The sequence below is a fragment of the Rickettsia fournieri genome, assembly GCF_900243065.1.
Lineage (GTDB): Bacteria > Pseudomonadota > Alphaproteobacteria > Rickettsiales > Rickettsiaceae > Rickettsia > Rickettsia rickettsii.
Genome location: NZ_LT978483.1, coordinates 163,961 through 176,812, shown reverse-complemented (window position 1 = coordinate 176,812; position 12,852 = coordinate 163,961). Strand labels below are relative to the sequence as shown.

Sequence of the window (12,852 nt, the reverse complement as noted above, 5' to 3'; positions counted from 1 at the left end):
TCTATAGTTTATCCTTAATTTGAATTGTTTTAGTAATCATTGCATCTTCTAATGTATAATTATTCAATGTTTTTATAAATGCTTCACTTGCTTCTTTAATAAAATGTTTAAATTGGCATGAATTTGTAATTCTGCAGCTATTAGTATTTTTATTGAAACATTCTACTATATCCATATTAGGTTCTAATTTTTCTATTATATCTCCCAACTTCATGGAAGAAGGGCTAAATGCTAGCTTAATTCCTCCTCCTTTTCCTTTACTACTATTAATATATCCTAATTGTGCTAATCTATGAATCACTTTTATCAAATGATTAAGGGAAATATTATGGTACTCTGATATCTCTTTTACACTACAAATTCTTTCCGGTTTTGAAGCAAGATATATAAGGCTACGTAATCCGTAGTCGGTAAAACTTGTTAACTGCATAAAAATTTTATTTATTTTTACCTTGAATATACAAAAAAACGTCTATATAAGTCTAGTTACTATAATATGTATTTTAAATGTATATTATATAGTAAAGGTTATATTATTTAAAAAGGAGTAATCATGTCTAGAACAACTATAGTGAGAGAAATAAGAAAAACTGCTGAGCTATTTAAGAATTTTGATATTACTAAATCTTTAAATTTTTATGGAAATTTAGCAACTAAATATGAAGCAGTGGTAAATGAATTTTTTAATAGTAATAGTTTTAATACTGAAAAACCTGAGAAAGGAATACAGCCAAATGCAATGAAAAATTTTTTAAATCTTATCGGCAGTAGTATCCTAAAGGTTTTAAGTGCATATAGCGAAACAGATGAAATAGATCTTTTAGAAGTGATCCAATCAAGCATTAGAGAATGATCATAAATTTAAAAGGGCGGTATCAAAAATTGTTGGTATACATGTAGGGCGTAATCTTCCTTCAGAGTTATATCAACCTGTTGCTGAAGAGCTTATATCAAATGTAGATGAGGGTAACAAGCTGGTAACGGAAATATTAAATATAGTAGGAAAGCATTTTGTAAGTGCTGAAAAGAAGCAATATTATGAATTAAAAGCAAAGTATAATATAGAGAGTTTTGAAAAGTCATAAAATAAAAATCGAAATAGAAAGTGCTGATAAAAATACGGCAAAAATAAAATTTTATAGACAAAATGAACAAAAAGTAATACCGCACAAACATGGGCAAATTATTACTGTTAAAGTAGGAGAAAAATACAGTGAATGTACAGTTATAAAAACCGGTCATGATGAAGAAGGTCATTATTATGAATGCTTAATAAAGAAAAATCCTAATGGAACTGTAACAAATTATCTATTTGATTCTGAAAATCAGCTGGTAAAAGTACACCCTTCATATATTGAATCGGATATAGAAAACAATAAAGATCTCGTTCTTATCAGCGGCGGGTCGGGAGCAAGTCATTCTATTTCTAGAATTAATAGTATAACAAATGAAGAAAATGTTAAGCTTTCCGCCGTTATGCACATTATTCACTCTACTAGAAATAAAAACAGTGATACATTTCAATTAGATGCAGCTGTAAAAAAATTAACTGATATTGCAGCAATATGCGATACTGAAATTCACTATGATAAATTTTATACTCAAGATAGTTATAATAATATTAATGAGAACGATAATATACATTATCATACTGGTAGAATAGCTGAAGAATTTTTATTAGGCCTTTTAAAAGGTGAAACTGATGAAATTTGTGGTCCTCATTCTTTTAACGAGCATGTGCAGCATATATTAGAAGCGAAAATGGGGGTTATGTCAGATTCATGTAGAAGCATTTTGTTCATCAGGAGGAGACTATGATCCATCTCTAAGCGGACCAGAGGGATTATCAAGTATTTGCCCCTTTATGAATATGTAGTTTTACAAAAATATAAAGTTAAATATTGCTTATATATTCTAATTAGTGTATTTTCGTTACGGATAAGCATTATAAAAATTATAGATAGGTGGGTTTATCCCACCTTTTTTGTTATAAATATCAAATATGCAAACTATTGAACAACAAATAACAAACGTAATAGAAGAATCCTTGACGGATATGGGGTTTGAGTTAGTTCTTGTTAAGTTTAAAGGTGTTAACCCTAAAGTAGTCGAGATATTGATTGATAGCTTAAACGGCGAAAAAATATCTGTGGAAGATTGTACTAAAGCAAGTAGGACTATCTCCGCTATTCTAGATGTTGAAGATTTAATAGAAGCTGCATATTCTTTAGAGGTAGCATCAAGCGGTCTTGAACGTCCGTTAGTAAAGTTTGAAAATTATAATAGATTTTTAGAAAGAGAAGTTAAAATCAAACTTAAAGAATTATTGAACGGCAAAACTCGTTATCAGGGTAAAATAATTAAAGCCGAAAATAATAAAATATATTTAAAATGTGAAGAACAAGAAGTACTAATTGATTATGATTTAATTAAAAATGCTAATCTAGTTTTAACTGAAGAAGTATTTAAAAAATTGCTAAAGCAATAAGAGATAATGTATGTCTAATATAGGTAATGTAGAAATTTTACAAATTATAGATTCTGTAGCTCGTGAGAAAGGAATATCAAAAGAAATTTTGATTTCAACGGTTGAACAAGCGGTACAAGCAGCAGGACGAAAAAAATATGGTAATGAATATAATATTAAAGCTCAGATAAATAGGAAAACCGGGGAGATAAATCTTTTAAGGATCTTAAAAATAGTAGAAGATGTAGAAGATTACTTAACGCAAATCTCACTTGAAGAAGCTTTAATAAAGAATCCGGAAGCTAAAATCGGTGATGAGATATATGAATATTTACCGCCGATTGATCATGCTAGAGTATCGGCTCAAGCTGCAAAACAAGTTATAACTCAACGTGTTATAGAAGCTGAACGTGAAAAACAATATCATGACTTTAAAGATAGAAAAGGCGAAATTATAAATGGGATAGTTAAGAGAATAGAATACGGTGATATAATAGTTGACTTGAGTCGTGCTGAAGCAATAATAAAAAAAGATCAATTAATTAAGGGTGAGAATTTTAAACCTAATGATCGTATAAAAGCATATGTACAGGATGTAAGGCAAGAAACAAAAGGACCGCAGATTTTCTTGTCTAGAGTAGATAACCAGATGCTAGTTAAACTATTTAAGCTAGAAGTGCCTGAAATTCTTGAATCTATTATTCAAATAAAATCAGTAGCACGTGATCCTGGTTCAAAAGCAAAAATAGCGGTATTTGCTTCGGATAGTAGTATAGATCCCGTAGGCTCATGCGTAGGTATTAGAGGTAATAGAGTAAAAGCCGTAACAAATGAATTAAACGGAGAGAAAATTGATATAGTATTATGGAGTAATGATCTTGCACAGTTTATAGTTAATGCTCTTGCACCGCTTGCACCTGGGGAAATCACAAAAATTTTGATTGATGAGGATAGGCATAAGGTAGAAGTAGTAGTTTCGCAAGAAAATCAAAGTATTGCAATAGGTAGAAGAGGGCAGAATGTTCGTTTAGCTTCTCAGCTTACAGGTTGGAATATCGATATAATGACCGAAGAGCAAGAATCAAAAAGAAGAAATGAAGAGTTCTTAACTTCTACGGAATTATTTATGGAAGCTTTAGATGTTGAAGAAGTTATAGGTCAGCTTTTATCGGTAACGGGATTTAATTCAGTAGAACAAATTGCTAGTAGTGAGATTAGTACTTTAACAAGAATCGAAGGCTTTGAGGAAGAACTTGCCGTAGAGATTAAAAATCGAGCTATTAATTACGTCGACCTTAAGAATGAAAAGATTATCAAAAAGCTAGAGGATCTAGGAGTTGAGCAAGAATTAATAGATATATTAGAATTATCGCTTGAATTAATATTACAATTTGCCGAATATGGTATAAAGACCATAGAAGATTTAGGAGAGATGAGCGTAAATGAATTTAAAAATTTAGCTCCAAATTCTAATATAACGGACGAAAATATTAAATTGCTGATTAAAACTGCTAGACAGCATGGTGAATTGAAGGATAGTTAGTGGGTTGAATGTAGGGTGTATGTCATTTCTGCGAAAGCAGGCATCCAGAATAAATAGCTTAGTAATTAGGGCGTCCTTGAAAAATAAACCTATAAAAATAAGTTTTTTTATAAATTTTAGTGGATTCCCGCTTTCGCGGGAATGACATACACGAGCCATGCGAGCAACGCCGCTTTTAGCTAGGAATGAAATAATCAAGTAGTAGACGGAAAAAACAGAAACACAAAGGTTTTAAATATGACGGATAACCAGGAAATCAAACCCAAAAAGTTGACACTTGGCAATTCAAAATTATCGCTTAATAAGTCTTTTGACTCTCTTACAGGAGCTCAAAGCTTTGTTAATGCTAAATCTAAAACGCTAGTAGAAGTTAGAAAAAGCTCTACCGGTAGTGCTACTACCCTTTCATTAAATAAAGAAAGGAATAGCTTAGATCAAACTGTTATTGATGCTAATAAGGAAGAATTTAACAGACGTTTATCTATTCTGAAAAAAGCTGCTGAGCAATCTCAATTAAATGACCCTTCAAAAATAAGCACTTTAAGTAAACTTGCAAGTATTAACCAGTCTGCTAACTCAAAAATAGAACCACTAGAAACTGATAAAGAAGTTGAACAAAAACAGCAAAATACCGAAGAAAATAAAGTAGAAGTTAGTGCTAAAATCGTTCAAGATGATGAAGATATACCGTCACAAATACCTAAAAAGAAAGAAGAAACTTTTGTAAAGTCTCCTTTAGTAGGAATGCGAACACGTTACGGTATAGAATCAGAGAAAGAATTAGATAAAACAGCAGATAGTAAAATAGTAGCACCAAAAATTAAGCTAGAAGAGCCAAAAAAATTCAAAAAAGCCGATCTTTTCAATATGCTTAGCGACGACGAAAGCGGCAGCGGTAGAACTAGAAGTCTTGCTTCTATAAAAAGAGCTAGAGAAAAAGAAAAGCGTAAATTAGTATCACAAGCACCTGAGAAAGTATATAGAGAAGTGACGATCCCGGAAGTTATCGGAGTCGGCGATCTTGCAAATGCTATGTCTGAAAGAGTGGCTGATGTAATTAAAGAATTAATGAAACTCGGTATTCTTGCAAATGCTAGCCAAACAATAGATGCCGATACGGCAGAACTAGTTGCAACAAATTTAGGGCATACGGTAAAAAGAGTCCAAGAGTCAGATGTTGAAAATGTTTTAATTAGTGATGATAAGGTTGAGGATTTAAGAACGCGTGCTCCGGTTGTGACGGTAATGGGTCATGTCGATCATGGTAAAACCTCATTGCTTGACGCTCTTAAGTCTACAGATATTGCTGCAGGTGAGCTAGGCGGAATTACACAACATATTGGGGCTTATAGAGTAACTCTTGCAGACGGTAGAGCAATTACTTTTATTGATACTCCTGGGCATGAAGCTTTTTCGGAAATGCGGTCAAGAGGTGCTAAAGTAACGGATATAGTTATTATAGTGGTCGCAGCAGATGATGGAATCAAAACGCAAACGGTTGAGGCAATTAATCATGCGAAAGCAGCAGGTGTGCCTATAATTGTAGCTATTAATAAGATTGATAAGCCTGATATTGATATTGAGCGTGTAAAGAACGAATTATATGTCCACGAAATTATCGGCGAAGAGGCAGGTGGTGACGTTATGATTATTCCTATCTCGGCACTAAAGAAAATTAACTTAGATAAACTTGAAGAAGCAATTTTATTAATTGCAGAAATGCAGGATTTAAAGGCAAATCCTTTCGGTTCAGCTGCCGGTGTTGTAATCGAGTCAAAAATTGAACAAGGAAGAGGAACGCTAACCACTATATTAGTGCAGCGAGGTACTTTAAGAAACAGTGATATTATAATAGCTGGTACTGCTTACGGTAAAGTTAAAAAGATGACTAATGATAAGGGACTAGAAATAGTAGAAGCAACTCCGTCTGTTCCTGTAGAAATTCAGGGGTTAAATGAAGTGCCTTTTGCCGGCGATAAATTTAACATAGTACAAAATGAGAAACAAGCAAAAGATATAGCCGAATATAGAATACGTCTTGCTAAAGAAAAAAAAATATCTATTGCACCGCGTTCAAGTTTAGAAGATTTGTTTTTAAAAGCTTCCGGTAATAGTAAAATTAAGGAATTACCTTTAATTATTAAAGGTGATGTTCAAGGGTCGGTTGAAGCTATTTCAGGTAGCTTATTAAAATTACCGAGTGATGAGATAAAGCTTCGTATACTTCATAGCGGCGTAGGTCCGATAACGGAATCCGATGTATCTCTTGCACATGTTTCTTCGGCTATTATTGTCGGCTTTAACGTTAGAGCAGGGGCAAATGCCTTAACTGCCGCAGAAAAAGAAAAAGTCGATATTCGATATTATAGTATAATATATCATTTAATTGATGATATAAAAGCCATTATGAGCGGTATGCTTGATCCGATCGTTAGAGAGCAGTATATCGGAAGCGCAGAAATTAGACAAATATTTAATATTACCAAAGTCGGTAAAATCGCCGGTAGCTATGTAACTAAAGGGATTATTAAGAAAGGAGCGGGCGTACGCTTATTACGTGATAATGTAGTCATTCATGAAGGAAAACTCAAAACTTTAAAACGCGTTAAAGATGAAGTTAAAGAAGTTAGAGAAGGATATGAGTGTGGTATAGCATTTGAAAATTACGAAGATATTAGAGAAGGAGACACAGTTGAAGTGTTTGAGCTAATTCAAGAACAAAGACAATTATAATATACTCGTTGAACTTCAAAAATTGGCTACATTATCATACAAGTACTGCGGCATTGTTGCATGGATACTACTAAATCGTCATTGCGAGTAGTTGTATACTGCATGGCAATCTCATTAAATAATAACAAACTTCTGAGATTGCTTCGTCAATTACTTAGTAATTTCCTCGCAATGACGAAAAGTTAGAACCACGTAACAACGCCCTGCTTTCGCGGGCATGACATTTAGTAGAATATCCCTTTTTGATAAATTAATCAATTTTAAGTAAAATATAATAAAAAGTTAATAATTATTATCCTTTATCTTGACCTCCTCATAATTTCTATTATAATGCAATGTTGATTATTATAATCAGAAATGAGGGAAAATTATGGCCATAACATCAATTTTTAATAAGTTACAAAATTTAATCCCACATAATACCTCTCCAAAGCTAGCCTCCTATCTTGCTAACGATGAATTTGAGTTTATAACTTCTCCAAAGCAAACTACTAATACTCTAGGCATCTCTCAAATCAGATTTACAGATCTTTTAAATAAGCTTGATGGTAGTGAAAAAGTAACTAACACACCTAAAAGTAAAGGTTTTTTCAGTACATTGAGTTCATCATTAAAAACAGTTTATGATTTCGGAGTAAAGAGTTTTAATATTATAAAAAATACATCTAGTATTCTTTCTTCTAAAGTTGCTGAAACTTTTAATTTTGTGAGTAATAAAGTTTTTTCTTATTTAAATAATAACACTGAAGAAACATTTAATTTCTTAGATCAACTAGAAACTCTTCCTGATAATGAGTTAGTAGAAGAAATTTTAAACACGTCTGAAAATGCATTAGATGAAGTTTTTGAAAGGATAACATATAAAAAATTGGTAGAATTAATTAATAATATTTCCGACGAACAAGCACAAAAATTAGTTCATTATATTTTGCCGGAGCATTTTGAAAAATTAATGCAATTTATTCCATTAGATAAATTAAATACATATATAGATACTACCATTTCTTTAGAAAAGCTTACCGAGCAGGAACTAAAAAAATTATCAGATGAGGATATTTCTGATGAACAGCTTGAAAATATAATTATTTTAGCAGGAGAAGAAAAACTTGCAGAAAATTTTGATATTATTCCAAATAAAAATTTAGTAAGAATCATGAGTAATATTTCAAATGATAAGCTAGCAACAATAATTTCGCACGCCTCAGATGAAAGTCTAGTAAGAATCATTGATATTATTAACTCGGATAATCATGATTTATCGAAATCATTAGTTGGGCAAATAATAGCCTTAATACACGACAAGAAGTGTGTAAAGCAAGAATCAGGTGCAGTATCTGATAGTGATTCCGGATTCTCTGATTATGAAGATGAAATAGAAGTATCAGACAATCAAGTAGAACACTCTAATAGTGATTTTACTATGAAGTTATCAGGTGAGAAATTATCTTATAATTATTTTGGAGTCTTTGATTATGAAGATGATGTAGTATACTTATAATAAAGCTCTTATGTCATTTCGTTGATTATAGAAATCCAGTAAATGGATTCCTATTTTTAACTAGGAATGGCATAATTGATTGCGATTTTAGCATCAGGAGGGCGTATGTATAGTGGCTCGATAGAGCTATTTAATTTTATATCGCTCGACAATCTACTAACAATATATCTACAGGTAACCCAAGCTTTAACTCGTGCAAAACGTGGCAAGGTTATTATATTCGGCAAATGCATAATTTGGTGATATATAAATTCAAGTCCGCTACCGCAACAAACTATATTCCCTTTCTCATTTGTAAGCAGTTTTATAGCATACTCGAAATCTATCAACAACGGCTCTTCTATTTGTCCTGATTTATGAAAAACTTGCATATAAAGCTGTGAGCGATAAGCGTTTAAAAAGACATATATTTTATCATAATCTTTAACTTGAGTTATGGCTCTAAAATAAGCATATTCAAAATTGCTAACCGCTACTGCTTTAATACTCTCCTTGGAAAATAATATACCTTTAGCACTAGCAAGTCCTATTCTAATACCGGTAAAGCTACCGGGTCCGTTAGTTACCGCTAAATAATCTAAATCATCATATGAACATTTAGCTGATTTCATCACGTCTTCTATCATCGGCATTAGATTTTCTGCTTGCATAGAAGGACGTAATTCTTCTATACATGCAAGGATATTCTCATTTTCGGATATTGCTACCGATGCAGTATTATTGGCTGTGTCAAATGCTAGTATTTTCATAGATTATTACACTATGTGTACCGGTATGTATAATAGTGTACCGGGAAATTTTTGAAAAGCCCTTATGTCATTCCTGCGAAAGCAGGAATCCAGGCTAAAAAAAATCTTGATTTTAAAGATTTTTTTATTATATTACTTTCTTCTTGAGTAAAGCTTCTTAAAAGCTTTACTCAACTGGATTCCCGCTTTCGCAGGAATGACATGGAATAAAATAGTAGAGGTTTGCAGAATCATATTAAATTAAGCTTTTTATACATTTCTTTATACGCAGAATATTTATTAATATTTAAACCTTTTGCTGATTCTTCTAATATTTTTATTGATTCTGCATTTAATGCTTTTTCCTGTGCTATTTTATGATATATCGCTTCTCTTACAAAATTCATAATAGTATCATTTTTATGTGCAGTGTGAACTTTAAGAAAATGATGTAATTCGTTTGGTATATCTATGCTTAGTCTAGTCATATTACATACTTATTTAAGTAATTACTTAAGTAAGTATATCAATAAAATAAGAAAAATAAAAGTAAAAATATAGTCTCTAAAAATTATTTAAAGTATATTCAATAAAAGTTTGGCGTGCTTCAACCTGTCTATTATTATGAAATAAATATCTATTAAAAAAATAGTTTGTTAGAGCTAAAGCTTGCCGTTTTTCTTCTAATGTAATCTCACTATTATCTGAAAGTAAAAATCTTGGTAACATCAATAATTTATCTTTATAAGGTTTTCCTACTTCATATGATAATGCTCTAGCTGATTTAGGTGATACATAGATTAAATCAGTTGTAACATGGCTCACGCCGCACTTGGTAAGATCAAGCTTATAACCCGTCTCGGCAAGTAAAGCTAGCTCAAAATTAATATAATCACGAAAACAAAAATTCTTTGATAAATTATCTAAATAGTTAATTAGAAATGAAAAAAATTTAGAATGTTCTTCTCTTTCATGAAATAACTCTTTGATTAAAGATATAACGGAATTAAAGGCATATAATTTAGCTTTATTTGTGATAAAATAACCGGTGTAAGATTTAATGAGTTCACATTTAGCCATACCAATATGTTCATGTAATCTTGCCTGCCAAAGAAAATCTATAATATTCCCTTCTTGATATATAAATTTACTTTTTCTAGAAAAATTTTTTACAACTCCCGAATATAAACCATGATTTTTAGTAAAAACCGTAATAATAAATGTATTTTCTTTCAAAGGTTTTTTAGCAATTATTACTCCTATATCTTTGATATTCATGATTTTTATTATTAAATTTTCGTCATTGCGAGGAAAATTACGGAGTAATTGACAAAGCAATCCAGTTAAAAATGCTAATTTTAGCATTTTTTAATTATTTTCTGGATTGCCGTGCTCCTTTCAGTCGCTCGTAATGACGGTTTGATAGCCGTACAACAACCCCCTAGCTTCCTCAGAATTCCCTGTATATGATATATTCTTATACCCTAGTTTGATTGCAGTAAATAAAGCGGCGTGATCCTCTCCTACATTTACGGTAAGATCTAAAATTTTTTCCGGAAATTCTTTACTTAGAGTTTTAAACATGTAATCAATTGCTAGTATACCGTAATATTTTACGCTAGAGGCATGATTTGTTAATATCAGCTGCTCTTCTACACTAGATAAAAAATTACGTGCTTCTTCCAAATTTCTTATTTCATAAACTATACTCATTTAATTATCTCTTTTAGGTCCTTTAAATGTGAGACGGAAGATATAAAGTCATACGTTAAATTTTCAAATTTAGAGCAGATAATCTTATTAAATCCAAGTTTTATGGCTTCTTTTATTCTTGTTTCTGCTTTTGCGGTTTTTCTTATTTCACCCGATAAGCTTATTTCGCCGAAAAAGACGCTATGTTCGGGTACAGGTTTGCCGGTTGCAGCAGATATTAAGCTCGCTGTTACTGCTAAATCAGAAGCAGGATCGGCAATTTTAAGTCCCCCCGCAATGCTTAAATATACCTCATAATTAGCAAGATTAAGTCCTATCCTACTACTAAGCACGGCAAGTATCATTGATAACCTATTAGCATCCCAGCCCACCGCAGAGCGTCTAGGAGTTACCATATTTGAGGGTACTATAAGGGCTTGTACTTCCATAAGTAACGGTCTTGAACCTTCGATTCCTGCAAAAATAGACGTACCTATAACGTTCTGCTCTCGCTTCATTAAAAATAGTTCAGACGGATTTGTTACTTCAATAAGCCCGCTGCCGCTCATCTCAAATACTCCTATTTCACCCACACCGCCAAAACGATTTTTATATGAGCGTAAAATACGGAAATGATTATTATGATCTCCCTCAAAATATAGCACGGTATCAACTAAATGTTCAAGTATCTTAGGACCTGCTAGTTGTCCGTCTTTAGTGACGTGACAGCTTAATAAAATAATTATATTGTTTTGCTTAGCATAATTAACAAGCTCATTTGCACATGTACGAATTTGCGAAACAGTGCCTGGAGGCGATGATAATTCTTTTGTGGTAATTGTTTGAATAGAATCAATCACTATTAAATCAATATTATTTTTATTAGCTTCTATACTCGCAATAATATCTTCCAAATTAGTAGCTGCTAAAATATCGGTATTATAGTTAGTTAGGTTTAGCCTTATGGCCCTTAATTTTATTTGGTCTAACGATTCTTCGCCCGTTATATATAAGCAATTCATCTTTGATGCAAAATTACTTGCTGCTAGCTGTAGTAACAAAGTAGATTTGCCTATACCAGGGTCTCCTCCTATTAATATAGCAGAACCAAGCACTAAACCGCCGCCTAGTACTCTATTTAATTCACCTATAGGGGTAGGGATGCGTGACTGCTCGGTTACATGCCCTGAAAGCTTATCGAAGTCTTGCTTGCTACCGACTTTAACAATTGCTTGATCTGTACTGACTATCTCTTCGACAATACTACCCCATACACCGCAATCAAAGCACTGCCCTGACCATTTAGGACTAATATTTCCACAGTTAGAACATATGTAATGTTTTTTGGTCATGTTTGTTTTTTAATGTCTTGTTACGCAATACAGGTACAAAATTACATACTATTAATAAAATAAAAATATAAAAACAAGTTTTTATATTTTATATGTTTTACTGGATTCCCGCCTTTGCGGGAATGACGGTAAAGCTCAAAACCAACAGCTTACTCTTACCATATAGTTTTTCACGTATAATTTCAATATTTTCATCTAAAACATAATCATCTGTTTTAGCCATCTCAATAACTATAATAGCACCGTCTTTGAGCCAATTATTTTTTATCAGCAGTTTCATTACTTTAGGCACTATATTTTTATGATAAGGGGGGTCTATAAAGACAAGATCAAATGATTTATTATATATTTTCCCAAACTTCGCTTCTAGAGGTAATTTAGATGTCGATCCAGTACTCGCATCCTCACGTACTAGTGTGTACGCTGCGGTGCTGCGTTCCGTGTCTCCTTTAGATCCCTCTCTATAAGCTGGTTTAAAAAGATGTCTAGTAGCTTTTGGTAGATTTAAAGCATTAATATTAACGAAATTAACATTATTTTCAATGTTTAGAGATTTAGCAAATCCTTCTGCTATTTTTAATGAGGATGTATCAATATCAATTAAGGTAGCAAAACCTGCTCCTCTTGATAGGCTCTCAAAAGCAAGGCTACCGCTACCGGCAAATAAATCAAGAATGTGAGTATTTTCGTTAAATAATTTATTACCGGTAAACTCACCGGAGGTTAATATACTAAATATTGCCTCTTTGAGCTTACCGGTGGAAGGTCGATATTTGATATTTTTAGCGGTAGGTATAATTTGGTTTCTATATTTACCGGATATTATTTTTAACACTTAT

General features: G+C 32.2%; 13 protein-coding genes. 6 read left to right on the top strand and 7 right to left on the bottom strand.

Annotated elements, in window-relative coordinates; genetic code table 11:
* Window position 1: 1 nt before the first annotated feature.
* Window positions 2-430 carry an Rrf2 family transcriptional regulator gene (locus tag C4Q30_RS02025; protein WP_014014466.1) on the bottom strand — a complete coding sequence of 143 codons (429 nt, stop codon included), beginning with the start codon at window positions 428-430 and terminating at the stop codon, window positions 2-4.
* A 123-nt stretch (window positions 431-553) separates the two neighbouring features.
* Between C4Q30_RS02025 and C4Q30_RS09460 the strand changes: the two genes are divergently transcribed.
* From C4Q30_RS09460 to C4Q30_RS01990, 6 genes are all read left to right on the top strand, one after another.
* The gene (locus C4Q30_RS09460; RefSeq protein WP_245207425.1) at window positions 554-853 is read left to right on the top strand and encodes a hypothetical protein; all 300 of its coding nucleotides are present in this window, start codon (window positions 554-556) and stop codon (window positions 851-853) included.
* Between the two features lie 218 nt (window positions 854-1,071).
* Complete coding sequence (locus C4Q30_RS09455) at window positions 1,072-1,818, top strand: FAD-dependent oxidoreductase (protein WP_245207424.1); 747 nt, start codon at window positions 1,072-1,074, stop codon at window positions 1,816-1,818.
* A 184-nt stretch (window positions 1,819-2,002) separates the two neighbouring features.
* Window positions 2,003-2,488, top strand: a complete 486-nt coding sequence (gene rimP / locus C4Q30_RS02010; protein WP_014014463.1) for a ribosome maturation factor RimP — start codon at window positions 2,003-2,005, stop codon at window positions 2,486-2,488.
* 10 nt (window positions 2,489-2,498) lie between these two features.
* Window positions 2,499-4,010: a transcription termination factor NusA gene (gene nusA / locus C4Q30_RS02005; RefSeq protein WP_014014462.1), complete on the top strand. Its 1,512-nt coding sequence runs from the start codon at window positions 2,499-2,501 to the stop codon at window positions 4,008-4,010.
* A gap of 237 nt (window positions 4,011-4,247) precedes the next feature.
* Window positions 4,248-6,743: a translation initiation factor IF-2 gene (gene infB / locus C4Q30_RS02000; protein ID WP_103897048.1), complete on the top strand. Its 2,496-nt coding sequence runs from the start codon at window positions 4,248-4,250 to the stop codon at window positions 6,741-6,743.
* Window positions 6,744-7,113: 370 nt separating this feature from the next.
* The gene (locus tag C4Q30_RS01990; RefSeq protein ID WP_103897047.1) at window positions 7,114-8,241 is read left to right on the top strand and encodes a hypothetical protein; all 1,128 of its coding nucleotides are present in this window, start codon (window positions 7,114-7,116) and stop codon (window positions 8,239-8,241) included.
* A gap of 56 nt (window positions 8,242-8,297) precedes the next feature.
* Here C4Q30_RS01990 and tsaB read toward each other — a convergent pair whose 3' ends face one another.
* The 6 genes from tsaB to C4Q30_RS01955 all read right to left on the bottom strand — a co-directional run bounded on the left by tsaB (window position 8,298) and on the right by C4Q30_RS01955 (window position 12,848).
* Window positions 8,298-8,990, bottom strand: a complete 693-nt coding sequence (tsaB, locus tag C4Q30_RS01985; RefSeq protein ID WP_103897046.1) for a tRNA (adenosine(37)-N6)-threonylcarbamoyltransferase complex dimerization subunit type 1 TsaB — start codon at window positions 8,988-8,990, stop codon at window positions 8,298-8,300.
* Window positions 8,991-9,220: 230 nt separating this feature from the next.
* The gene (locus tag C4Q30_RS01975; RefSeq protein WP_010977422.1) at window positions 9,221-9,457 is read right to left on the bottom strand and encodes a hypothetical protein; all 237 of its coding nucleotides are present in this window, start codon (window positions 9,455-9,457) and stop codon (window positions 9,221-9,223) included.
* Window positions 9,458-9,533: 76 nt separating this feature from the next.
* Window positions 9,534-10,247 carry a DNA repair protein RecO gene (recO, locus tag C4Q30_RS01970; protein ID WP_103897144.1) on the bottom strand — a complete coding sequence of 238 codons (714 nt, stop codon included), beginning with the start codon at window positions 10,245-10,247 and terminating at the stop codon, window positions 9,534-9,536.
* Window positions 10,248-10,367: 120 nt separating this feature from the next.
* Window positions 10,368-10,682, bottom strand: coding sequence for a hypothetical protein (locus C4Q30_RS01965; RefSeq protein ID WP_103897045.1), 315 nt, complete (start codon window positions 10,680-10,682; stop codon window positions 10,368-10,370).
* On the bottom strand, window positions 10,679-12,013 hold the full coding sequence (gene radA / locus C4Q30_RS01960) for a DNA repair protein RadA (RefSeq protein ID WP_103897044.1): 1,335 nt from the start codon (window positions 12,011-12,013) through the stop codon (window positions 10,679-10,681). Before radA ends, C4Q30_RS01965 begins: the two co-directional genes overlap by 4 nt.
* A gap of 97 nt (window positions 12,014-12,110) precedes the next feature.
* Window positions 12,111-12,848, bottom strand: coding sequence for an RsmD family RNA methyltransferase (locus C4Q30_RS01955; protein ID WP_103897043.1), 738 nt, complete (start codon window positions 12,846-12,848; stop codon window positions 12,111-12,113).
* Between the last annotated feature and the right edge of the window lie 4 nt (window positions 12,849-12,852).

Bases quoted from the DNA above. Each gene is read 5' to 3' on its own strand.
- C4Q30_RS02025 (WP_014014466.1), bottom strand. From the start codon at position 430: ATGCAGTTAACAAGTTTTACCGACTACGGATTACGTAGCCTTATATAT.
- C4Q30_RS09460 (WP_245207425.1), top strand. From the start codon at position 554: ATGTCTAGAACAACTATAGTGAGAGAAATAAGAAAAACTGCTGAGCTA.
- rimP (WP_014014463.1), top strand. From the start codon at position 2,003: ATGCAAACTATTGAACAACAAATAACAAACGTAATAGAAGAATCCTTG.
- nusA (WP_014014462.1), top strand. From the start codon at position 2,499: ATGTCTAATATAGGTAATGTAGAAATTTTACAAATTATAGATTCTGTA.
- infB (WP_103897048.1), top strand. From the start codon at position 4,248: ATGACGGATAACCAGGAAATCAAACCCAAAAAGTTGACACTTGGCAAT.
- C4Q30_RS01990 (WP_103897047.1), top strand. From the start codon at position 7,114: ATGGCCATAACATCAATTTTTAATAAGTTACAAAATTTAATCCCACAT.
- tsaB (WP_103897046.1), bottom strand. From the start codon at position 8,990: ATGAAAATACTAGCATTTGACACAGCCAATAATACTGCATCGGTAGCA.
- C4Q30_RS01975 (WP_010977422.1), bottom strand. From the start codon at position 9,457: ATGACTAGACTAAGCATAGATATACCAAACGAATTACATCATTTTCTT.
- recO (WP_103897144.1), bottom strand. From the start codon at position 10,247: ATGAATATCAAAGATATAGGAGTAATAATTGCTAAAAAACCTTTGAAA.
- C4Q30_RS01965 (WP_103897045.1), bottom strand. From the start codon at position 10,682: ATGAGTATAGTTTATGAAATAAGAAATTTGGAAGAAGCACGTAATTTT.
- radA (WP_103897044.1), bottom strand. From the start codon at position 12,013: ATGACCAAAAAACATTACATATGTTCTAACTGTGGAAATATTAGTCCT.